General features: G+C 54.1%; 24 protein-coding genes and 2 pseudogenes. 4 read left to right on the top strand and 22 right to left on the bottom strand.

What is annotated here, in order from left to right:
- Positions 1–24: 24 nt before the first annotated feature.
- Both BLU07_RS03815 and BLU07_RS03810 read right to left on the bottom strand, forming a co-directional pair.
- The gene (locus BLU07_RS03815) at positions 25–402 is read right to left on the bottom strand and encodes a hypothetical protein (RefSeq protein ID WP_092384317.1); all 378 of its coding nucleotides are present in this window, start codon (positions 400–402) and stop codon (positions 25–27) included.
- Positions 403–589: 187 nt separating this feature from the next.
- The gene (locus BLU07_RS03810) at positions 590–964 is read right to left on the bottom strand and encodes a tetratricopeptide repeat protein (protein WP_092384315.1); all 375 of its coding nucleotides are present in this window, start codon (positions 962–964) and stop codon (positions 590–592) included.
- Positions 965–1,098: 134 nt separating this feature from the next.
- On the opposite strand from BLU07_RS03810, the gene BLU07_RS03805 reads away from it, so the two are divergent.
- On the top strand, positions 1,099–2,037 hold the full coding sequence (locus tag BLU07_RS03805; RefSeq protein WP_092384313.1) for a universal stress protein: 939 nt from the start codon (positions 1,099–1,101) through the stop codon (positions 2,035–2,037).
- Positions 2,038–2,060: 23 nt separating this feature from the next.
- On the opposite strand, the gene BLU07_RS03800 is transcribed toward BLU07_RS03805, so the two are convergent.
- The 3 genes from BLU07_RS03800 to edd are packed head-to-tail and all read right to left on the bottom strand — an operon-like array spanning position 2,061 to position 5,267.
- Positions 2,061–2,726, bottom strand: coding sequence for a bifunctional 4-hydroxy-2-oxoglutarate aldolase/2-dehydro-3-deoxy-phosphogluconate aldolase (locus BLU07_RS03800; protein ID WP_092384311.1), 666 nt, complete (start codon positions 2,724–2,726; stop codon positions 2,061–2,063).
- A 10-nt stretch (positions 2,727–2,736) separates the two neighbouring features.
- Positions 2,737–3,429: a 6-phosphogluconolactonase gene (pgl, locus tag BLU07_RS03795; RefSeq protein ID WP_157719075.1), complete on the bottom strand. Its 693-nt coding sequence runs from the start codon at positions 3,427–3,429 to the stop codon at positions 2,737–2,739.
- A gap of 5 nt (positions 3,430–3,434) precedes the next feature.
- Complete coding sequence (gene edd / locus BLU07_RS03790) at positions 3,435–5,267, bottom strand: phosphogluconate dehydratase (protein WP_092384307.1); 1,833 nt, start codon at positions 5,265–5,267, stop codon at positions 3,435–3,437.
- Positions 5,268–5,346: 79 nt separating this feature from the next.
- Here edd and pyk point away from each other — a divergent pair, with 79 nt between their 5' ends.
- The 3 genes from pyk to BLU07_RS03775 all read left to right on the top strand — a co-directional run bounded on the left by pyk (position 5,347) and on the right by BLU07_RS03775 (position 8,168).
- Positions 5,347–6,798 (top strand): pyruvate kinase, encoded by a 1,452-nt coding sequence (pyk, locus tag BLU07_RS03785; protein WP_092384305.1) that lies wholly within the window; start codon positions 5,347–5,349, stop codon positions 6,796–6,798.
- A gap of 68 nt (positions 6,799–6,866) precedes the next feature.
- Complete coding sequence (locus BLU07_RS03780; protein WP_092384303.1) at positions 6,867–7,169, top strand: hypothetical protein; 303 nt, start codon at positions 6,867–6,869, stop codon at positions 7,167–7,169.
- Between the two features lie 132 nt (positions 7,170–7,301).
- Positions 7,302–8,168, top strand: a complete 867-nt coding sequence (locus BLU07_RS03775) for a pirin family protein (RefSeq protein ID WP_092384301.1) — start codon at positions 7,302–7,304, stop codon at positions 8,166–8,168.
- A gap of 18 nt (positions 8,169–8,186) precedes the next feature.
- On the opposite strand, the gene recR is transcribed toward BLU07_RS03775, so the two are convergent.
- From recR to BLU07_RS03685, 17 genes and pseudogenes are all read right to left on the bottom strand, one after another.
- The gene (gene recR / locus BLU07_RS03770) at positions 8,187–8,786 is read right to left on the bottom strand and encodes a recombination mediator RecR (RefSeq protein ID WP_092384299.1); all 600 of its coding nucleotides are present in this window, start codon (positions 8,784–8,786) and stop codon (positions 8,187–8,189) included.
- Between the two features lie 9 nt (positions 8,787–8,795).
- Entirely contained in the window at positions 8,796–9,122 is a 327-nt protein-coding gene (locus BLU07_RS03765) for a YbaB/EbfC family nucleoid-associated protein (protein ID WP_092384297.1), read from the bottom strand.
- Positions 9,123–9,133: 11 nt separating this feature from the next.
- Positions 9,134–11,125, bottom strand: coding sequence for a DNA polymerase III subunit gamma/tau (gene dnaX, locus BLU07_RS03760; RefSeq protein WP_092384295.1), 1,992 nt, complete (start codon positions 11,123–11,125; stop codon positions 9,134–9,136).
- 140 nt (positions 11,126–11,265) lie between these two features.
- Entirely contained in the window at positions 11,266–11,775 is a 510-nt protein-coding gene (locus BLU07_RS03755; protein ID WP_157719074.1) for an ABZJ_00895 family protein, read from the bottom strand.
- A gap of 276 nt (positions 11,776–12,051) precedes the next feature.
- Complete coding sequence (locus BLU07_RS03745) at positions 12,052–12,309, bottom strand: hypothetical protein (RefSeq protein WP_092384289.1); 258 nt, start codon at positions 12,307–12,309, stop codon at positions 12,052–12,054.
- 90 nt (positions 12,310–12,399) lie between these two features.
- Positions 12,400–12,699, bottom strand: a complete 300-nt coding sequence (locus tag BLU07_RS03740) for a type II toxin-antitoxin system RelE/ParE family toxin (protein ID WP_092384287.1) — start codon at positions 12,697–12,699, stop codon at positions 12,400–12,402.
- Positions 12,700–12,969, bottom strand: a complete 270-nt coding sequence (locus BLU07_RS03735; RefSeq protein ID WP_092384285.1) for a type II toxin-antitoxin system Phd/YefM family antitoxin — start codon at positions 12,967–12,969, stop codon at positions 12,700–12,702.
- Between the two features lie 506 nt (positions 12,970–13,475).
- Positions 13,476–13,871, bottom strand: coding sequence for a hypothetical protein (locus tag BLU07_RS03730; RefSeq protein ID WP_092384283.1), 396 nt, complete (start codon positions 13,869–13,871; stop codon positions 13,476–13,478).
- A 339-nt stretch (positions 13,872–14,210) separates the two neighbouring features.
- Positions 14,211–14,735 (bottom strand): hypothetical protein, encoded by a 525-nt coding sequence (locus BLU07_RS03725; RefSeq protein WP_157719073.1) that lies wholly within the window; start codon positions 14,733–14,735, stop codon positions 14,211–14,213.
- Positions 14,736–14,831: 96 nt separating this feature from the next.
- Positions 14,832–15,428, bottom strand: coding sequence for a hypothetical protein (locus tag BLU07_RS03720; RefSeq protein WP_231701684.1), 597 nt, complete (start codon positions 15,426–15,428; stop codon positions 14,832–14,834).
- Positions 15,429–15,644: 216 nt separating this feature from the next.
- Positions 15,645–15,953: an antibiotic biosynthesis monooxygenase family protein gene (locus BLU07_RS03715; RefSeq protein ID WP_092384279.1), complete on the bottom strand. Its 309-nt coding sequence runs from the start codon at positions 15,951–15,953 to the stop codon at positions 15,645–15,647.
- Between the two features lie 97 nt (positions 15,954–16,050).
- Positions 16,051–16,452 carry a GFA family protein gene (locus BLU07_RS03710; RefSeq protein ID WP_231701683.1) on the bottom strand — a complete coding sequence of 134 codons (402 nt, stop codon included), beginning with the start codon at positions 16,450–16,452 and terminating at the stop codon, positions 16,051–16,053.
- Positions 16,453–16,548: 96 nt separating this feature from the next.
- Positions 16,549–17,484: a GIY-YIG nuclease family protein gene (locus tag BLU07_RS03705; protein WP_157719072.1), complete on the bottom strand. Its 936-nt coding sequence runs from the start codon at positions 17,482–17,484 to the stop codon at positions 16,549–16,551.
- Positions 17,485–17,674: 190 nt separating this feature from the next.
- Positions 17,675–18,281: pseudogene (locus BLU07_RS18095) on the bottom strand (transposase).
- Between the two features lie 106 nt (positions 18,282–18,387).
- Positions 18,388–19,344 carry a toll/interleukin-1 receptor domain-containing protein gene (locus BLU07_RS03695; protein WP_197675057.1) on the bottom strand — a complete coding sequence of 319 codons (957 nt, stop codon included), beginning with the start codon at positions 19,342–19,344 and terminating at the stop codon, positions 18,388–18,390.
- A gap of 101 nt (positions 19,345–19,445) precedes the next feature.
- The gene (locus BLU07_RS03690) at positions 19,446–19,754 is read right to left on the bottom strand and encodes a hypothetical protein (RefSeq protein ID WP_092384271.1); all 309 of its coding nucleotides are present in this window, start codon (positions 19,752–19,754) and stop codon (positions 19,446–19,448) included.
- Positions 19,755–19,928: 174 nt separating this feature from the next.
- Positions 19,929–20,794: pseudogene (locus tag BLU07_RS03685) on the bottom strand (transposase).
- Between the last annotated feature and the right edge of the window lie 107 nt (positions 20,795–20,901).

The following is a 20,901-nucleotide window of genomic DNA, read 5'->3' as shown; positions in this document are numbered from 1 at the left end:
GCCGCAAATAGGCAGGTTAACCGATCAGGCCTGCACCGGGTCAACAAAACTGAAGTACGACTTCAGCTCGGCAGCCAATTGGGCGAATTCGCGCTTGCCACTGAGCAGTTGCAAACCGGTCGCATAGTCCCCGGCAACCGGATCGGCCCGACACCAGCAACTGCTCGCGCGAAAATCAAGCCTGTGCGTTTGCCCGTCCAGCCCCGGCAGGCACAAATACAGCTGATACTCAGCCCCGACAATCAACGGCAGACGGCTGTGCAGCATCAGACCAAAGCAGGAAATGTTGGCGAGATAACCCAGACTGCGCTGATTCCAGGCATTGAATACCTGAAGATAGGCATTCAGTTGGTGCCGTTCGATAAGTCGCCGATGGGGTACCGGGGAATATTCTGCGTGCATATTCGTTTAACCAGAAAGAGCTTGCTTCCGGGTCAGCATAGCGCAGCCAGCGTCAGTCTGCCGCCTGGAAAACCACTGAAAACATTATCTGCATTGCCGCAACAGCGATACAAGCACTCCGTGCGCGCGTGCGATCAGCAGCTCATTGACAGCATCGGAACTGCACATTCTCGACTGCTTTGCTTTTTCAGTCTTGCGGCTTCAGTTGCTGTGCCGGATCAACGTAGCCCAGTTGTCGCAGGGTTTCCAGCCGTGCGCCAGCACGGTAGCCGGGTTCACTTTGCGGATAGTGCCGAAGGATAAAATGGTAGGTTTGAGCGGCATCCAGATACAGCGCCTGTCGCTCGAGACACAGCCCGCGCAACAAGGAAATGTCCGGCTGCAGGTGGCCGCGGGAATAGTTATGGTGTTCTGCCCTGATCAACGCCTGCTGCGCCTGCTCACAGGAACCTGCTTCATAGGCCTGATAGGCACGGCCCAGATGTTTTTGCGGGCTGCCAGCACAGCCGGACAGCAGCAGAACAGAGGCGCACAATGCAAGCAATACGGTTTTGGCAATCATGGATGTCACTATTCAGTCGGTGATTATTGTCATTATTATCGGCACTCTGCACAGATTCTTGACTTGATCTGGATCACTTCACATCTGTGCCGGGTGTTCTAGACTGACGCTATGCCTTGCCAAGGAGTGTACTGATGGATCTGCAACATTTATTGGTCGTCATTGATCCGACCAGCGAAGAGGATCAACCCTGCCTGCGTCGGGCTGCCCAGCTCTGTGACCTGTATCCGGAGGCTGACGTTACCCTGTTTCTGGTCGAGTATGTACCGGCGCTGGATGGTGGCTGGCTGTTTGACACGCCCGGCCTGGAGCAGGCGCGCGCTTCCTTGCTCGAGCACCATGAAAGCCGGCTGGAAAAACTGGCCAGGCCAATCCGGCAAAAGGGCAACAAGGTGACCACCCAGGCGGTCTGGGGCAAGCGCCGGGACCGGCATATCCTGCGCGCCATCAGTGAACATGACCCCGATCTGGTACTGAAAACCACGCACCATCACAATCCGATCAAGAAGCTTTTCCTGACCAATACCGACTGGCAATTGATCCGGCACTGCGAGGCGCCTCTGTGGCTGGTCAAAAAGGCTGACGATCCCTTGCAACACATTTGTGCCAGTGTTGACCCCTTGCATGATGCCGACAAACCGGCCGCCCTGGATCGCAAGCTGATCCGCTTTGCCGAAACACTCGCGCTAAGAGCCTCGGCCCAGCTACACATCGCCCACTGCTACAATCCGTTGCCGCGGACTCTGGTGTTTGATGCCAGCGTGATAACCGATTATGACGGCTACGCCGGCGATGTTCGTGACCGTCATGCCAAAGCCTTCAGTGAGATGACCGAGAATAGCGCGGTGGATGCCGAACACAGTCACTTGTTGCAGGGTTATCCCGAAGAAGCCATCCCGGAATTCATCGAGCAACACAGCATCAATCTGCTGGTGATGGGGGCGGTATCACGCTCACGCCTGGACAGCGCACTGATCGGTCACACCGCCGAGCGCTTGCTGGATGAGGCCGGTTGCGATGTACTGGTCATCAAGCCGGATGATTTTGTCGATCCGAGCAAACCCGACCACTGATTCCCTCGATGCACCCTTGCCAACTACGCCCCGGGCGTAGTTGGCAACATGGCTCTCGATTCGAGACATAACGCGGTGATTGCAGCCCAATCACCCTGTTCCACGATGCGCTGCGGCGCCATCCAGGTGCCGCCCACCGCCATCACGTTGTCCAATGCCAGATAGTCCGCCAGCTTGCTCAGGCCAATACCACCGGTCGGGCAAAAACGGATGCCGTGAAAGGGGCCGGAAAATGACTTCAACGCCGCCTGGCCGCCGACCACTTCCGCCGGAAACAGCTTGAAGCGACGATAACCCAGCCGATAGCCCATGAGGATTTCCGAAGCCGTTGCGATGCCTGGCAGCAATGGCACCGGACTATCCAGCCCCAGGGTCAACAACTCGTCAGTACAACCCGGGGTAACGACGAATTGTGCACCGGCATCCAGCACCGATTGAAACTGTCGACCATCCAGCACCGTGCCGGCACCAACGGTCAGCTCGGGTCGTTCGGCACGCAGGCGAGCGATCGCCTTCAACCCCAGGGGCGTGCGCAGGGTGACTTCCAGAGTAGTCACCCCGCCCTTCGCCAAGGCATCCGCCAATGGCAATACATCCGCTTCGCGCTGGATGCTGAGCACCGGCAGCAAAGGTGAATGGGCAAAAATCCGGTCAAGTGTTCGTGTATTGTCAGCCAGGCTCATGTGCATCCATTCAGCCTCATGGGCTGTAGACAATGTCCAAAGGTGGCTTGAGAAAAGCCCCGACCGGCAGTGCCAGCGGCGATTCAAAGGCCTGTTGCAATGTATCCAGCTTAGCCTGACCGCTGATGGCGAGCAATTGTCGCGGAGCACTGTGCAACAGTCGGCCGGTCAGACTCAGGCGGGCCTGGCGTTCATCCGTAGCCGGCAGGGCAACACAACGCCAGGGACAATCCACCGCGCACAGCATTGGCCAATCGGGTAAATCCGGAAACAAGGAAGCCGTATGCCCGTCGCTACCCATGCCCAGCACAATCAGGTCAAGGCCGGGCCAGGTAGCCAGCTCCGCCGCTGCCACTTGCGCATCGGCCTCGGGACTGACACCACGATACAATGGCAACCAATTGATCAGCGACCAGTGTTCGGCCAGGCAGCGTTGCACCAGCCCGGCATTGCTGTCGGCATGTTCCGGTGGCACCCAACGTTCGTCGACCAGCGTCAGATGCACCGACTGCCAGTCCAGCGAGAAACGGGCAAGCTGACGTAAGAAAACCTCCGGACTGCGACCCCCTGATACGGCCAGGCGAGCTACGCCGCGCTGACGAATGCACTGCTGCAGGGTCTCTGCGACCTGCGTAGCCAGCCAGCGCGCCTGGTCCTCGGCATCAGCGCAGGGATGCCACTGGACACCCCGCCGGCTGCAGTCTGCCATAACCGTCATACCGGCTGATCACTGTCAGCAATGCGCAGGCCGGCAGTAAAACTGCTGGCGCCCTCTTCTGCCGGACTGACAGCTGCGCGCATGCCAGCAAAGAGTTCACGCCCCCAGCCACGCGCCGGCTCACTGGGCATTGGGTCCGGCTCACGGGCCTGCCAGTCGCTCGGACTGACCGCCACGGCCAGCCTGCCATTGCCCGCATCCAGCTCAATCAGATCACCATCGCGCAAACGTGCCAATGGGCCACCGGCAGACGCTTCCGGACAGACATGGATGGCAGCCGGCACCTTGCCTGAGGCACCGGACATACGCCCATCGGTCACCAGTGCGACCTTGAACCCACGATCCTGCAACACACCCAGATAAGGCGTCAGCTTATGCAGCTCAGGCATGCCATTGGCTTGCGGCCCCTGAAAACGCACTACCGCAACCAGATCACGCTCCAGCTCACCGGCCTCAAAGGCGGCAATCAGCTCGCTCTGGCTGTGAAATATCCGGCAGGGCGCGCTGACATGCCAGTGCGCAGGGTCGACAGCTGACACCTTGACAATACCGCGCCCGAGATTGCCTTCAACCAACCGCAAGCCGGCCTCAATGGAAAAAGGATCGCCGTGAGAGCGCAAAATGCTCGCATCCAGGCTGGCTTCCGGCCCTTGCTGCCAATGCAGGACACCGTCGCGCAATACCGGCTCACGGGTGTAATGTTCCAGTCCCTCTCCGGCAACGGTGCGCACATCGGCGTGCAGCACTCCCGCAGCCAGCAGCTCGCGAAACATCCAGGCCGGCCCACCGGCAGCCTGGAACTGATTGACGTCCGCGCTACCATTGGGGTACATGCGCGCCAGACTGGGTACGACTGCCGAGAGATCGGCCATATCATCCCAACGCAACTGCAAACCGGCGGACTGACCAATCGCGATCAGGTGCAGGGTCAGGTTGGTCGAGCCGCCACTGGCCAGCAGCATGACCACTGCATTGATCAGACTGCGCTCATCAAACATGTCTGCCAGGCGTACCGAGTTGCGTGCCAGCTTGATCGCCTGCTCGCTGGCTGCGGTGGTCAATGCCGCGCGCAATGGGCTGTGCGGGTGCACAAAGGAGCTACCCGGCAATTGCAGCCCCATGGCCTCCAGCAGCAGTTGATTGGTATTTGCCGTGCCATAGAAGGTGCAGGTGCCCGGGCTGTGATAGGAGCGTGTTTCGGCATCCAGCAGCTCCTCGCGACTGGCCTCGCCAGCCGCAAAACGCTGGCGCACGGCAGCTTTCTCGTCATTCGGCAAACCCGAGGCCATGGGGCCCGCAGGCACGAACAACACCGGTAACTGGGCAAAACGCAAGGCCCCCATCAGCAGACCCGGCACGATCTTGTCGCAGATGCCGAGACACAACACCGCGTCAAACATATTGTGCGACAGCGCTACCGCAGTACCCATGGCAATCACATCCCGGCTGTGCAATGACAGCTCCATACCGGGCTCCCCCTGGGTAACGCCATCACACATGGCCGGCACCCCACCGGCCACCTGGGCCGTGCAGCCCATGGCGTGGGCCGTTTGCTTGATCTGGTGTGGGAATTCGGCATACGGCTGATGCGCCGAGAGCATGTCATTGTAAGCAGTGACAATGCCCAGATTGATCGCATCCGGCAGCCGAATGCGTTGCTTGTCCGTCATGCTGCAGGCCGCCATTCCGTGGGCAAGATTGCCGCAGGACAAGCGCTGGCGGCCTTCTTGCGAACCACTGGCAGCATCCATTTGCGCCAGCCAGGCACGCCGGCTGGCAGCACTGCGTCTGGCTACGCGCTCGGTTACTTCAATTACCCGTGGATGCATGTCATCTCCGCTGGACTTGAGCTGTTCATTCTGTTCTATAGTATGTGGCACTTAACCCCATTGCCAGAAGGAGCTGCCCGTGGCCCAACGCCGCTGCAAGATTGTTGCCACCCTGGGACCGGCCTGCGACAGCCCGGAACACATTGCCGCGCTGATCAGCGCCGGCATGGACGTCGCCCGCCTGAACTTTTCCCATGGGCATGCCGATGAGCACCGTCAACGCGCCGCCTGGGTACGCGAAGCCGCTGCCGAGCAGGGCCGCCATGTCGCCTTACTGGGTGATTTGCAGGGTCCCAAAATCCGTATTGCCCGTTTCGCCGATGGCCATATTCACCTGGAACCGGGCGATAATTTCCGCCTCTCGACCAGCCACCCGCTGGATGCCGGCAACCAGGACGTGGTGGGTATCGACTATCCGCAACTGGTCGAGGATTGCCGCGCCGGTGACGAGTTGCTGCTGGATGATGGCCGCGTGGTTCTGCGTGTCGAGAGTGTCGGCCGCGACGAGGTACGCTGTCAGGTTACTGTCGGTGGTGATCTGTCCAATCAAAAGGGTATCAACCGGCGCGGCGGCGGGCTGTCAGCCACCGCCCTCACGCCCAAGGACCACGCTGACATCAGCCTTGCCGCCGAACTGCAGATGGAATATGTCGCCGTGTCTTTCCCGCGCGACGCCACTGATATGCAACAGGCGCGGAAACTGCTTGCCGACAATGAATCCGACGCCTGGCTGATTGCCAAGATCGAGCGTGCCGAAGCGGTCGCCGATGACAGCGCGCTGGACGGGCTGATTCAGGCCAGCGATGGGGTCATGGTTGCGCGGGGCGATCTGGGGGTGGAAATTGGCGATGCTGAGCTGGTAGCCATCCAGAAACACATCATCAGCCGTGCCCGCAAACAGAACAAACTGGTCATCACCGCTACCCAGATGATGGAATCGATGATTCACAGCCCGATGCCGACAAGGGCCGAAGTTTCCGATGTAGCCAATGCCACGCTGGATTACACCGATGCCGTGATGCTGTCGGCTGAAACTGCCGCTGGCGATTATCCGGTGGATGCCGTCAAGGCCATGGATCGTATCTGCCAGGGGGCGGAAAAGCACCCGAGCAGCCAGCAATCCGGACATCGTTTGTATCAGGAGTTTTCTCGCTGCGACGAGACCATTGCCCTGTCAGCCATGTATGCCAGCAATCATTTCCCCGGCGTCACCGCGGTTATCAGCTTGACGGAGAGTGGCTACACACCCTTGATCATGTCACGCATCCGTTCACCTCTGCGTATTTTTGCCCTGTCACCGCACCCGCACACGCTGGGCCGCGCCGCCCTGCTGCGCGGGGTTACCGGGGTGGCTTTCAACCCGACGGAGATGCCCTCAAGCGAGGTTGATCAGTTTGCCATCGAGGCACTGCTCAGCCGTGAACTGGTGCAGTCCGGAGACTGGGTAATTCTGACCAAAGGCGATGTCTACAACTCCCGCGGCGGGACCAATTCAATGCGTTTGCTGCAAGTGCGCGAGGCTCTGGTTTGAGCCTGTGCGCTTGGAAGCTGGCCTGGCTCCGGCTAAGATGAAGGTCTGTTTACCAAAGGACAATACTTATGAAACGCCCTCTGCTTGCGACCCTGCTGTGCTCCAGTCTGCTGGCTGCAGCCATGCCCGCTGTTGCCGACGAATGTACCCCCGAGGCCGCCATGGAGAAAGGCGCCGAACTGGCCGCCACTCTGGAGCGAGTGGCCTATGGAGATGCCGACAAGCTGCAGCGCATCAACCAGAAGCTGATCGAGCTTCAGGTAGAAGACCCTACCCGCAGTGATCACACGGCTTGTGAAGCCTACGACCGCATTATTGCCGAGGTGGAAGAGCTGGAAAAAGAAACCGACAGCGACAGCGACACCCAATAAAAGCACAAAGCATCGAATTTACTGATATAAACATTCGCTTTATTCTGCTTTTATCGCAAAAAATTCAATCCTAGAATGCAGTCATGACCAGAGTCGGCAGTGTCGCCGGCTCCGCTGACCGAGGAGGTTTGCATGACTGTTCAAACCCGTAATCTGGTAGAAAAACTGATCGGACGCCCTGCCTCTGATGGCGACGGTGTCAAACTGACCCGGGTTTTCGGCGGTCAGGGGCCTGAACGTTTCGATCCCTTCCTGATGCTGGACGAATTCGGTTCCGACTCGGCTGCCGACTACATTGGTGGCTTTCCCGCACACCCACACCGTGGTTTCGAGACCGTCACGTATATGCTCGAAGGCCGGATGCTGCATGAAGACCACCTGGGTAATCAGGGCCTGCTCGAGTCCGGCGGGGTGCAATGGATGACCGCCGGGCGCGGCATCATTCACTCGGAAATGCCGCAACAGACCAGCGGTCGCATGCGCGGCTTTCAGTTGTGGATCAACCTGCCGGCAGCGGAAAAGATGCAGCCAGCCCATTATCAGGACCTGCCGGCTGATGCAGTCGCCAGCGGCACCTTGCCGGGTGGCGGTAGCGTCAAAGTGATTGCCGGGACTCTGAACCTGAGCGGCAAGCCTCTGCAAGGGCCGATTCAGGGCAAAAGCACCGAGCCGCTGTATCTTGATCTGCACCTCAACGCGGAAGAGACCCTGAGCCTGCCACTGCCGACGGAGCACACCGCGATGCTGTACGTGTACGAAGGGGATGTGCGAATTGACGGCAGCCAGGGCAGCACCATCCTGCAACCCAAACAACTCGGACGCCTGAGCCAGGGCAATCAGTTGACCCTGCAAGCAGGAGTAACGGGAAGTCGGGCGCTGCTGATTGCCGGCAAACCCATCGGCGAGCCAATTATCCAATACGGTCCATTCGTGATGAACAGCCGGCAGGAAATTGAGCAGGCCATAATGGATTACCAGAGTGGCCGTTTAGCGTCTTGAAGCGTACTGATTGGGTGCTCAGTCAAGGACGGTGCGCCCGGCAAGCGCATGCGCCAGGGTGCCACCGTCGACAAACTCCAGCTCGCCCCCGAGAGGAATACCGTGGGCCAGACGGGACAGCCTGATACCTTTGGGACGCAGTAACCCGGCAATATAGTGCGCGGTGGCCTCACCCTCTACCGTGGGGTTGGTGGCCAGAATCACCTCGGTCACCGCCCTGCCTTGCATACTCGCCAGCAGGGCAGGAATACCGATTTCCTCCGGCCCCAGACCGTCAATCGGCGACAGACTGCCCTTGAGCACGAAGTAACGACCATTGAACCCGCCTGCCTGTTCGACCGCCCATACATCGGCCTGGCTTTGCAGCACGCAGAGCAGGCTGTCATCACGCCCGGGGTCGGAACAGAGACGGCAAAGGTCTTCTTCGCTCAGGCTACGGCAGCGTTGGCAATAGCCAACGCCATCCATCGCCGCTTCCAGCGCAACAGCCAGCTGCCGGCCAGCACCGCGATCACGTTCCAGCAAGTGCAAGGCCATGCGTTGGGCGGTCTTCGGACCGACACCAGGCAACCCCCGCAAGCCGTCGATCAACTGCCGGATTCGTGGACTAAAGCTCATTCAGTGGCCTCAAAAGGGCATCTTGAAACCGTCGGGCAGGTTCATGCCGGACGTCAAACCGGACATTTTTTCCTGATTCTGCTGTTCCAGTTTGCGCACGGCATCGTTGAAGGCCGCGGCTACCAGATCCTCGATGATTTCCTTGTCTTCACCCATCAGGCTGTCATCAATGCTGACCCGACGCACATCGTGACGTCCGTTCATCACCACCGACACCATGCCGGCACCGGATTGCCCGGTTACTTCCGCATTGGCCAGTTCTTCCTGCATTTTCTGCATTTTTTCCTGCATTTCTTGCGCCTGCTTCATCAGGCCTGCCATGCCACCTTTCATCATTGCATCCTCACTCAATTTGCCGGTATGTCCTGGGGGCGAATACTGTCGTCGCAGATTCGCGCGGAAAACTCGGAGATCAACGCCTGAACCAGCGGATCAGCCTTGATAGTCGCTTCAGCCTCGCACTGTCGTTGATGCCGGCGACGTGCCTCGGCAATCGCCGGTGTCTCCTCGGTTGGAGCAGCAACCTCAACCATGAGTTCAACCGCCTCACCGGTACAGTCACTGATAGCCTGTTGCAGACGTTGACGGTGATTATCGTTATACAAGGCGCTGTTGCTCGGGTCCAGATGCAGCAACCATTGGTTACCCTCTTGCCGCACCCACTGACAGTGAGCAGCAATACTCAGGGTAAGGCCGCTCAAGGCCAGGCGCGGGAACAATGCCAACCATTCAGCAGCCAACCCTGTGGCCAGCGGCAGATCACTGATCGCATCGGCCCCTGTGGCTTCCGGCTCGGCAGCCGGCGTCCAGTCACCCTGATATTCAGCCAGCTCGGCCTCGTCATCATAATCAGCACGCTCATCGGCGGGCTCATCAGGGGCAGCCTGCAACCAATCCGCGGGCGGTTCATCCTGCGGCGGCTTGACCGGAGTGGCGGCATTCAACGGCTGGGGTGCAGTGGCTTTTGCCGGCTCCATGCCCGCTGAATCCGCAGCCTCACCGGTTTCAGCGGCCTGGTCTTCAGCAACCGCTGCAGCGGCTACCGATTCGGCGGCCTGCGCTGGCGCAGCGACGCCGCTACTGGGTGTGGCGGGCTCACCGGCAGGGCTGGCAAGCTCCTTCGCAGCCGCGGGTGTAGCGGCAACAGAAGGCACTGCTGCCGGCGCCCCCGCCACTGCGGAGTCAGCCCGGGCCTGGCTGCTCCGCGCCGGCTTTCCCGCCGGGTCGGGTGGCGCACTGTCGGGTTCACCCAGGGTTCCCGGACGGAACGCCAACATGCGTAACAGCGTCATTTCAAACCCGCCCCGCGGCTCTGGCGCCAGCGGCAAGTCACGCCGGCCATGCAGCGCCAGTTGATAGAACAGCTGTACGTCCTCGGCACTGATGCTGCGCGCCAGTTCCAGCACCCGGGCAGCATCACCCTGCCCGGCATCAGCAGCCTCCGGAACGACTTGCGCCAGAGCTATGCGTTGCAGGGAAGTAATCAATTCGGCGAGCACACCGGCAAAGTCAGCCCCCTGCTCGGCCAGCTCGGCGACCAGCGTCAGCATGGCACGGGCATCATCGGCGGCCAGGGTATCCAGCAGCGCAAACACCTGGGTATGGTCAATCGTGCCCAGCATAGTGCGCACCTGGCTGACCTCCAGGTGGCCATTGCCAAAGGCAATCGCCTGATCGGTCAGACTCAGGGCGTCACGCATGGAGCCATCCGCGGCCCGGCCGAGCAGCCAGAGTGATTCGTCATCATGCGGAATCTGCTCATCGGACAGCACATGCCGCAGATGATCGACCATCTTGTCCGGCGTCATGTTCTTCAACGAAAACTGCAGACAGCGTGACAGGATGGTAACCGGCAGTTTTTGCGGATCGGTGGTGGCAAGCAGGAATTTGACGTGTTCCGGAGGCTCTTCCAGCGTTTTCAGCAAGGCATTGAAACTGTGCCCGGAAAGCATGTGAACTTCGTCGATCAGGTAGACCTTGAAGCGACCGCGACTGGGCGCATATTGCACGTTATCCAGCAATTCACGGGTATCTTCCACCTTTGTGCGGCTGGCAGCATCCACTTCGATCAGGTCGACAAAGCGACCCTCGTCAATCTCCCGGCAAGCGGAACACACGCCGCATGGCTCGGAACTGACACCTTGCTCGCAGTTCAGGCACTTGGCCAGAATCCGCGCAATCGTGGTTTTGCCGACGCCGCGCGTGCCGGTAAACAGGTAAGCATGATGCAGGCGATTGTTGTCCAGCGCATTGATCAGCGCTTGCAGCACATGGGTCTGCCCGACCATTTCACGGAACAGTCGCGGACGCCATTTACGGGCTAATACCTGATAACTCATGGGCTGGGGAATATCCACATCGGTCAGTCAACAAGCGGCTACTGTAACCAATGCCGGCAGACATTGCGAGACGCAAGATGGACGCAACAGATCAACGCATCCGTTGCTCAATCCACAGCCAGGCCCGCGATGGACAACAGTCAATCGGGTTGTGACGGGCTTGCGGCTTTACTGGCACTGCACCAGTCGGGGTGCAGCTTGATGATTTGCTTTTTGACCACGAAATTGACTGCCACAAACATCAGCAAATGCAGTGGGGTCACAACCAGCAGCCCCAGGAACAGATATGCAACGGGCATGTCACTTGCCAGCGCTGTCGGCATACCCAACAAAATGCTGGCCAAAACATCACCTGCGAGCGCGAGGAAGATCAATGCCCATTGTTCACCACCCTCGATAATGCGTGCATTTTTATTCCAATAGGAATAGAAGCACCAGTATGCAATAGCCAGCAAAATAGGTGTATTCAAAGCGCTGACCTGACCCAGACCCAACACGCCCGCCGTAATGCCTGCTGCCGCCATAACCAGGGTGTATATAATGGTAAAACGCAAGAAAAAACCCGACAGACTCATACCCGCTCCCAAGAATGATTTTTTATTTAACGGCGACCCAGACTGCAACTGCAATGGCGCGATCCAATCGTGCACGCAAATCCTCGAATGACTCGTCAGGCTGACGAACTAACATCACAAGACACGGGTCTTCATCAGACGCGGTCGCCGCACAGCGAACCGGCCCAGCTCTGCCAATGGTAATGTTACCCGAGCCATCGATGAGCATTTCAATGCTCTCACGTTTCATATGACGAAGACTGACTTCGTGTGAGCATAACGCAGAACTTTGCGGCAATTTTGGAGCCGCGACGCGGTGGAATGATTGCCCGCCAACAATGACTGGTTATGCATTTCACTCTCAGCTGTGCGCTAAAACTCCACCAGTTCAATCTGGTTCGAAAGTAAATTCATCGATAGTCCCTCACTTAAGACGCCTCCATCTTCCCAAACCTTTTTAACACTCACGTACTTAGACGAGATGTCATAGACGCTCAAAACTTGGCCAACAATTGAATTGATGCGACTAACTTCTTCGTCGGGCAAACAATCCAAATCTTTCAAATGAACAGATAAAACTCTGACCTTAGATCCAATACGAACCTGTTCTCCCTTAACATCTACGGTCATCTGTCGTTCCCAGTGGACGCATACCGCCCGCCATCACCGGTGACAGAACCGCAACGAAGCGGAGGTTTTGGCATCCGGTGCATGGCCTGGTTATATTTCGTTAGCTGGTAATTCGAGCTGCCTCTCACTCCGCCAGACTCGTATGAGCACAACCTCTTTAGCCTGCCTGAGATAGACAACTCGAAACGGCGCGTGAATCAATTCGCGAATATGATCCATGTTGAATTCAGGAACAATTCGGCCAGCATCAGGGTGGATTTGAAGCATTTCACAGTGCTCCAGGATAGCAGCGACGAAATCATTACCGATATGTGGCACATCCTGCTCTTTGTAATACTCCTGAATAGCCTGTAAGTCCTCAAGAGCGGACTGTGCGATGCGTAATTCCATTTACTTGATGCCCAACGCTTTCCTGGCGTCCTCCAACGATACGGTGTTGCCCTCGCGAACATCCATAAGCCCCTGCGCCACCGCCTTTACAAACCGCAATTCCTCTGCGGTTCTCTCATAATCCTCGAGCCCCTGAACAACAGCTATGCCGCGGCCACGGCTGGTGAGCAGGATGGGGCGATGCGTATTTTGCGCTCGACCAACCACCTTTCCAGGATTGATCTTCAGCTCTGATAGAGGAATGACATCCTCGGAAAATTTCACTTGCATAGTGATTACCCAGTCAACGATTTGGCCCTATTAATAGCACCAGTTAACAGGTGCGGTCAAGAAACATAACGTTGTAGCTCACCCGCGCCTGGAACTGGCGTCGGATGCAGCGACTGGTTAGCAACTGATCTATCGATCAGATACATCATGAACCACATATAAAGGAGCTCGAGTCCGTCTCCAAGCAAAAAAACATGCGCTAGCAACAAATATCGCGAGTCCTAGCAGCAAATTTCCCCATAAAACCATTGCCGCTACCAGCAATATGAGGAACGCCAGTTCTACAAAAATGAACAAGAACAACTCAGCAAACCAACCTCGATTCATATACGCAATTGATGAGCAATGAGGGCATGTCAGAACGGAGCCCATGAAAGCATGACGCCATAGTTGAAACTGAGTGTATGCGGGCTTACCACAAGACGGGCATGGTCGGATCATTCTCAATTCCGTTTACAAAGGCTTCAGAGCCAAGGGTTGCTAACGCTTTTAGCAGGGACGCGACGTTAGGAGCGTCCCTTGCCTGCACTTGTTAAACGAAAAACTTCGTACCTCCGGTGCAGCATAGGAGGTAGAAATAGATACAAACTAGGATAAACCAGAATAACCCACCAATCAGCAATAAATTCAAAAATCGAAATAAAGGGCTCCAGATACCCCCCTATGCCTTGTGCCTGAAATTGAGGATATAGCTTTATCATAAAAATTCCAAAAGGAAGTGCAATTGCCTGTAAAAGAGCAGTTGTGATAACTACGGTCCCAAAAAATGCTGACACAAACAAAAATTGATTGCTTCCCCTTTTGATTCGGATATAGATGTAAGGCCACAGAGCCAGAAAAGCAATCAGAAACAGCGCGGGAGCAATAAACAGAAATCCATCGGCCAGATCAAAATCATTCATCCGGAATTCTCAAAAGATCAGCGTAGAGCAGAAATAAAATTCGAGCAGATAAAGCTCCTAAAGACGTTATATGAGCACCTATCAAACCCATCAAAAACGAAAATCGCAGCCATCCCTCTGTTGGTGGGTAAGGTTCTGTCATAAACCCAGATATCCCAAAAAATATAAATCCATAAATGGCGAATCGCAATATAAGCAAGAATCCCTCCTATAGCTTCGGAAACACATGGCCTGTAAGCGTTTAACGACCGGCACAGCGGGCCAGTCGGCGCGGCGCAGTCAGCTCATGGAGATGTTCACCGTGGAGAAAAACCAGGAGCCGTAGCGTGAAAAAAAGGCCTAATTATGAACGTTGACACCACAGTCACTTGTTATGCTGCTTTCAACTCTGAGGTCCGCTTCTACCCATGGTCTAGCAGCAATATTAAAAAAACCTGGCTCAACCTCTTCTATCCATGTGCCGTTCGGCTGAACCTCTAAGTAGTCCAATAGTTTGGGGAAATACCAAACATAGAATTTTGAGTGCCCCTCTGCCTTTATTTGGACCAAACCGCCCACCCGAGATTCGATTTTTTCTCCAGCACGATATTCAAATCCTTCAGGTGCCTGATAAAAGGTACGACCTGCCGAATCAGCTACAGGTGTGTACCACCCCGCAGGGACAGAAGCTGAGAATGTCGTTTCAATCATTCCCCTCGTAATCGAGGGATTATATTCCTGACTTATAAAGAATCTAGCGCTTTCGGTGGTTTCAATGCTCGATGCGTAGTCATCCTGCACATCCATGGCGCTGTTGAATCCGGAACAACCAGTAAGCGCTATGGCCACCAATAAGACACCAACTAATTGACTGAATTTAAACATGATTCTCTCTGAGCATAACGCTTTTGTTTAGCGGCGTCCTGTCAAGGGCGTCCGGTGGCGGCCGAAGGCCGGAACGTACTTAAGCTACTTGCTAGCTTATTTGAATACACGGCTGACCTCTTGCTTTAGCGCCTGCTTAGCCCCTGACCGCATTGGCAGCCCATGTGCCGCCACAATAGAATCAAAATCCAACTCCAAAAGTTTTTTGAAATCAGTTTTTAAAGAATCCCCTTTGGCGGTTACACGCTTGAGCCAAGGAGGCCCAATATTAATTCCGGTTTTGAACCCTAAAAGCTTGAAAGCAGATTTCGTGAACCAAGTGAAATAACTCCAATCACTATGGTACTGCACGCTGTCGGTAGTAATCAGTAACTTTTGCTTTTTTATGAGCAGTGCTGCCTCCGGATACTTAGCGGATTCGAAGATAAAAAACTCTGAGTCTGGAAAAGGGCTCTCTACAGAGGTAGATATTTGGTTTGTAATCTGCGGCGATTTGTATGTCTCTTGCCCATCTTGCGCCCAAAACTCACATTTGTACCGCTCAATATAAAAAGCATCGTCAAGGCCATGAAAATCCCCGAGTCTTACAATACGTTTAACGCTCCCAAGCTTATCTAGCGTTGAAATACTTTCATCATTCATTCTAACCGGATTAATCAAACTCAGTTCGTCACCATCCTTGAGAATGATCATATTCCTGTTCATCCTCATGCCCGGGCCCATTTTTATGCTCCCGTGCAGAAAGTACACGCCAGGGTACAAGTTTCTTATTTCATCATGCTCGTATGCTGGTGGGTGCATCCTTCCTCCTTAAGGAAACTAACGCCTTCGCTTTGCGACGCACCGAAGCGCCATTGTAGGTGCGTCGCAAAGCCACTGGTTATGTGGCACGTAAACGATTCCGTCGAGCTACTCAACGTGACTCCGCGTAAAGTCGTCAACTTCATCGTATACGGTCACGGAAATCCGCTCACCTATCTCCCGCATCCCTTTCATCTCGGAAGGATTATCCGCCACCCAGAAGGCCTTCCAGTTCTCTACTGAATCCCACTTTGCCACTGTCAGAATTTCAGTCGGATCTTCCGAGCTACGAAGCATAAAGCTTCCCAACGCTCCCGCCACAGTCTCATGTATGTGATTCGTGGTGCGGCTCCATACCTCTTGGAAATTCACGAAGTCGTCTTCCTTTACTTTCCAGCGGTAAACTACTCGAATCACCTTATCCTCCTTCTCGCATAACGCTAAAAATTAGCGGTGACCCGACAGGGGCATCCGGTGGACCGCCGCCAGGCCGGGAACGAACTTGATTGATTTATTAAATGTCGTCTCGCGATTCTCTATGCCTACATACCCTATCGTACTCAAGCCATGGCACATCGTGCGACGCCCAGATATGAGCCTCTGGTTTTAAACCGGGATCATCGTCCAGAGTGGCTACCCGAACAATTACGTGTGGCTGCGCAGGCCTCTCGGCTACCAAATGAGAACCACAGCGTTTGCAAAAATGGCGTAACTTGCCCGGGGAGGATTCGAACGTAGAGATAGAACTCATGCCGCTGAGCCAACGAAAATTCTCGCGCTTTACTCCTGCAGTGGAGGCAAACGGTGCCGCATGGGCTTTACGACAAGTCTGACAATGGCAATGCACAATCGGCATATCCACTGAGTCAATTTCGTAACTTATCTCGCCACACAAACAGCTTCCCTTCAGCCCCATGGGGGACCTCCTTCTGTACATTTAACGCTAGAATAAGTCGCCGTTTGGAGCACCAGCGGAAAACGGTCGGCTTGATTCACTGGTTATGCAATGCGACTATTCATAGCTTGAAGACTTTAAATATTGTTCGTATTTTTGCGTTATTTCGTCATCTACAAGCTCAGCTAGCAATCCATCTATGTTCTCGAAAAACTCTCCTCGCTTTCGATAGCTTGAAAATTTTCCATGTAACCGTTGCTCTATTGCATAAGCAACATATCTTTCAAACTCCCAATAACACTTCACATCGAACCTGAGTGGGCCATCCACACCACCACTTAGCACTTGTGCGCGGCTATCGATATCTGTCGTATAACCGATTTTTAGCTGGTCAAAAATTGGAGCATTGGTATCGTACTCAATATACTGCCCAATGTAGACATAACTGCTTTCGGGATTTTTTGGTTGTCTTTTTAGTGCGAATTTTAGCAACTCTTCAGAAAAAGCAACCTCAGGTCTATAACCCTCTTGAACTAGCTGCAACACAGGCTCTTTCAGTTCATACGCCTCGTCTCGCGAAACTGGTGCCTCATCCTTTATCGCTTGCCAGTACTGAATAAATTTGTCTTTGGCTTGCTCCCTCGATCGTTTGATCAGTTTTTCATCACCCTCTTTCTTTGAAAACTTTACTTTGGAAATATAGTTTTTAAAATCAAGAGATATTTTAGACCAATCGAATTCTTTTACTTTTTTTCTTTCTTCAGGCAAGTCTTTGATTACGGAAGAAATTCCAGTTCCGCATTCACCCGACTGTAAAACCACCAACGACCCGATATGGGGACAGCCTTGTGACTTGGTAAATTCCCAGATCACTCCTAGCTTTCTGCCAATGTGGCGCTGGGTGATATTTGCAATTTCAGGCACATGGAAATTCTTGGCCTTTATCAAATCAGCTAATTCCTTGTAGCCAACTTTCTCTCGGGTGTGCACTATTTCCACCAGAATCGGAAACATCAGCTCAGCAACAATAATATCTAGCTCAGTAAGGTTCATAAATAATCTGATTCTTTTCCAATCGCTTTGCATAACGAGGCTGTAGAAAAAACCATTTCGGACTCATCCAGCCGCCGTTTTCCTGTTCATGTTTGACCCGAATCAACAGGGTTGTGTTTTCTCAGTTGCCAACCAAGAGCTGACTTTATCGCTGCACTGGTGTTCTGGCAGGCTTGGCAATCCAGTGCTATCAGCCATATTGTCCGTAATTCGCCAGCTTCTCAATGTTGTGTACCAGGCAATATAGCTGCCATTGGCCCTGGACTTTTCTACGGCCCCGCAAGCTGAAGCGAATCAACCGCTTTTTGGTGGCGATATTCCCAAATACTGGTTCCACCACCGACATTCGGTGACTGTAGATCGCTTTGCCCTCGGGGCTATCCACTCGGAGCTTCATCCAGTCGGTGTAGCTGGGTGGCCGCTTGGCTTCAAGCTGGAGCGATACTTGTCGTCCTGCGCCCTTGCGATGCTTTGCAGACTGCGGGTTATGCATACAGGCTTCGCGCTTGGGGCAGTGCCTTGAACAGAATGTTGGTTTCGCAGCACCACTGAATCTGGCGGCTGGAGGTAATGCCCTTGGAGTAGGCGAACAGAATGATTTTCAACAGGATGGCTGGATCGTAGGCCAGGCGGCTGGTGTCCTCATTGCGATAACGCGGGTAAAATACCGACAGATCTAGCTTGTGTTCAATCAGGTAGTGAACGGCGTACTCGAACGTACCTGGCTGGAGCTGTTCCTGGTAGTTGATCACTACCATGCTGTGCTGAATGTAGTCGTAGGTCTTGAAGCGTGGCATGCAACACTCCTTGTCGGTCTGCCCAAATCCTAGCAAATCAGGGGTTTTTCTACAGCCTCAACGTCGCGTTCACCGGCTTGTCCGGTGGAACGCTTTGTTAAAACACTTAGTTGAAATCTTCCACTCCAATTTTATTGATCAATTCAAGAGTGGATTCATCTAGCTCAGTATTTTTAAACTCAAATTGTTCTTCTATATCTATTAGCGGCGCCCTAGACCAACATTCACCAATAAGCAACGTAAATTCATCTTCAGTTAGAAAGCCCACGAAACCCTTTACGTTTTCAGGCTCTTCCCCATTACAAATAAGGAATATCGCTTTATAGATTGCCGAATGCTGCTCCTTTCCATCTCCTGCCACTGACTTGACATATTCGGTGTAAACCGCAGCAACATGCTCCCACCAAGCGATCTCATTTGAGGGATGAGAATCCCTTTTGAACCCATCCACCCAGTGATCCATTGAGTGTGTATCAACACCCCAGAGCGAGGCCCTTATTAACCGAATACGCCCAAGCAGATCTTTTGGAAGCGCTTTATGCTTATAGCCACTTTCCTTAATAAGTTTTGGTTCAACTTTTTCTAATTTTGCATTTTTCTTTAGCTGAGCGTAGCGCTCCTTTCTCTGCAGCTTAGTAAGAAGATCCGGCCTAATAATGGCTAAAAGCTGTTTGCATATTTCTTTAACCGATAGCAAATCCGAATTTAACGCCAACTTATCAGCTAATGAAGGACTGAATTTTAAAACTTCTTCTCGTGACACATTGTGCCAAATCGGTAAAACAACTTTATCTGAACCAATTTCCCTAGCATTTAATCCTCTAATTTCGTACTCAGGCCAAGGTTTTTCGACAAAAGAGCGAGATATAACAACAAGGCCATATCTGGATTTTGACAACCCTTTATCAATAGACCTAGTTAGGCTATCGCCAACCGAGAGTGACATCTCGTCATACCATACTTTTGCCCCCTCATTTTTTAGAGCATTCGCTAAGGGACGCACAAAGTCGTCCTTATCTTCACTCGCGTGACTAATGAAAATATCAAAATCATATTCGTTCAAATCAATATCTCTCCTCGGGATGTTGACGCCGAGAACACCGGCGCGAGCTTGCGAGCGTCCGGCAGCCGAAGGCTGCAAAGTGTTTCGATTGGTTAAATGTATTATCCATCGTGCTTCCTATACTCAGCAAAATAATAGGCAAGAGCGCTAAAGAAAAATATGAAAAAAGTAGTTATAAACCAGCTCCATTTTTCACGTCTATACATATCTCGCCACATCAAGAATAGATTTACCAAAAGCCCAATAGAACCTACACCCCAGAAAGTGCGCGTTGCCAATGTTGCGCTTACCGTAGACTCTTCAGAGAACAGGTGACCCCAGCCGCCAAAGGCTATATCAACGAGGTACAGCACAACCAAGAAGGTGAGCCCTATTAGCGTTGAGAGCTTAGCTGTGGCTTTCTCAGTCATGGGTTACCGTACATTTAACGAGGCTGTAGAAAAAACCATTTCGGACTCATCCAGCCGCCGCCTTCCTGTTCATGTGTGACCCCGAATCATCAGGGTTGTGTTTTCTCAGTTGCCGGCCAAAAGCTGATTTTATCGCTGTACTGGTGTTCTGGCAGGCTTGGCAACCCAGTGCTATCAGCCATATTGTCCGTAATTCGCCAGCTTCTCAATGTTATGTACCAGGCAATACAACTGCCATTGGCTCTGGACCTTTCTACGGCCCCGCAAGCTGAAGCGATTCAACCGCTTGTTGTTGCCGATATTGCCAAACACAGGTTCCACCACTGACATCCTGCGGCTGTAGATCGCCCTGCCTTCAGGACTATCCACCCGGTGCTTCATCTAGTTGGTGTAACTGGATGGCCGCTTGGCTTCAAGCTGGAACGATACTTGTCGTCCTGCGCCCTTGCGGTGCTCTGCTGACTGCGGGCTGTGCATACAGGCTTCGCGCTTGGGGCAGTGTCGGCATTGCAGCAGTCTGCCTTCGAAGTAAGCGACTGGGATGTCGTTGTCATTTGCACGTACGCCCCGGTGCCTGACCACTCCTTGGCGGCATTGGATGAGGTCTTGCAACCGTCGATAGCAAACAGCTCGTTACCCAGCAAACCCTGCTGGTGACAAACCAACAGCACCTGCTCAAACACAGCTTCGATAGCTTCTGTATTCTCGCTGACAAAGCTCGCCAGCGTGGTGAAGTGCGGGACCGTATCGCAGGACAGGGCCTTGAACAGAATGTTGGTTTCACAGCACCACTGAATCTGGCGGCTGGAGGTAATGCCCTTGGAGTAGGCGAACAGAATGATCTTCAACAGGATGGCTGGATCGTAGGCCAGGCGGCCGGTGTCCTCATTGCGATAACGCGGGTGAAATACCGACAGATCCAGCTTGTGTTCAATCAGGTAGTGAACGGCGTACTCGAACGTACCTGGCTGGAGCTGCTCTTGGTAGTTGATCACCACCATGCTGTGCTGGCTGTAGTCGCAGGGCTTGAAGCGTGGCATGCAACACTCCTTGTTGGTCTGCCCAAATCCTAGCAAATCAGGGGTTTTTCTACAGCCTCAACGTCGTAAACAACGGCGCGAACGTAGTGAGCGTCCGGCGCCGACAG

Source organism: Halopseudomonas salegens (genome assembly GCF_900105655.1).
Taxonomy (GTDB): Bacteria; Pseudomonadota; Gammaproteobacteria; order Pseudomonadales; family Pseudomonadaceae; genus Halopseudomonas; species Halopseudomonas salegens.
Note: the sequence above shows the minus strand (reverse complement) of the source record. Positions and strands in the feature narration are given on the sequence as shown.

Bases quoted from the DNA above. Each gene is read 5' to 3' on its own strand.
- BLU07_RS03815 (WP_092384317.1), bottom strand. From the start codon at position 402: ATGCACGCAGAATATTCCCCGGTACCCCATCGGCGACTTATCGAACGG.
- BLU07_RS03810 (WP_092384315.1), bottom strand. From the start codon at position 964: ATGATTGCCAAAACCGTATTGCTTGCATTGTGCGCCTCTGTTCTGCTG.
- BLU07_RS03805 (WP_092384313.1), top strand. From the start codon at position 1,099: ATGGATCTGCAACATTTATTGGTCGTCATTGATCCGACCAGCGAAGAG.
- BLU07_RS03800 (WP_092384311.1), bottom strand. From the start codon at position 2,726: ATGCACATGAGCCTGGCTGACAATACACGAACACTTGACCGGATTTTT.
- pgl (WP_157719075.1), bottom strand. From the start codon at position 3,429: ATGGCAGACTGCAGCCGGCGGGGTGTCCAGTGGCATCCCTGCGCTGAT.
- edd (WP_092384307.1), bottom strand. From the start codon at position 5,267: ATGCATCCACGGGTAATTGAAGTAACCGAGCGCGTAGCCAGACGCAGT.
- BLU07_RS03780 (WP_092384303.1), top strand. From the start codon at position 6,867: ATGAAACGCCCTCTGCTTGCGACCCTGCTGTGCTCCAGTCTGCTGGCT.
- BLU07_RS03775 (WP_092384301.1), top strand. From the start codon at position 7,302: ATGACTGTTCAAACCCGTAATCTGGTAGAAAAACTGATCGGACGCCCT.
- recR (WP_092384299.1), bottom strand. From the start codon at position 8,786: ATGAGCTTTAGTCCACGAATCCGGCAGTTGATCGACGGCTTGCGGGGG.
- BLU07_RS03765 (WP_092384297.1), bottom strand. From the start codon at position 9,122: ATGATGAAAGGTGGCATGGCAGGCCTGATGAAGCAGGCGCAAGAAATG.
- dnaX (WP_092384295.1), bottom strand. From the start codon at position 11,125: ATGAGTTATCAGGTATTAGCCCGTAAATGGCGTCCGCGACTGTTCCGT.
- BLU07_RS03745 (WP_092384289.1), bottom strand. From the start codon at position 12,309: ATGACCGTAGATGTTAAGGGAGAACAGGTTCGTATTGGATCTAAGGTC.
- BLU07_RS03740 (WP_092384287.1), bottom strand. From the start codon at position 12,699: ATGGAATTACGCATCGCACAGTCCGCTCTTGAGGACTTACAGGCTATT.
- BLU07_RS03735 (WP_092384285.1), bottom strand. From the start codon at position 12,969: ATGCAAGTGAAATTTTCCGAGGATGTCATTCCTCTATCAGAGCTGAAG.
- BLU07_RS03730 (WP_092384283.1), bottom strand. From the start codon at position 13,871: ATGAATGATTTTGATCTGGCCGATGGATTTCTGTTTATTGCTCCCGCG.
- BLU07_RS03725 (WP_157719073.1), bottom strand. From the start codon at position 14,735: ATGTTTAAATTCAGTCAATTAGTTGGTGTCTTATTGGTGGCCATAGCG.
- BLU07_RS03720 (WP_231701684.1), bottom strand. From the start codon at position 15,428: ATGATCATTCTCAAGGATGGTGACGAACTGAGTTTGATTAATCCGGTT.
- BLU07_RS03710 (WP_231701683.1), bottom strand. From the start codon at position 16,452: ATGGGGCTGAAGGGAAGCTGTTTGTGTGGCGAGATAAGTTACGAAATT.
- BLU07_RS03705 (WP_157719072.1), bottom strand. From the start codon at position 17,484: ATGAACCTTACTGAGCTAGATATTATTGTTGCTGAGCTGATGTTTCCG.
- BLU07_RS03690 (WP_092384271.1), bottom strand. From the start codon at position 19,754: ATGACTGAGAAAGCCACAGCTAAGCTCTCAACGCTAATAGGGCTCACC.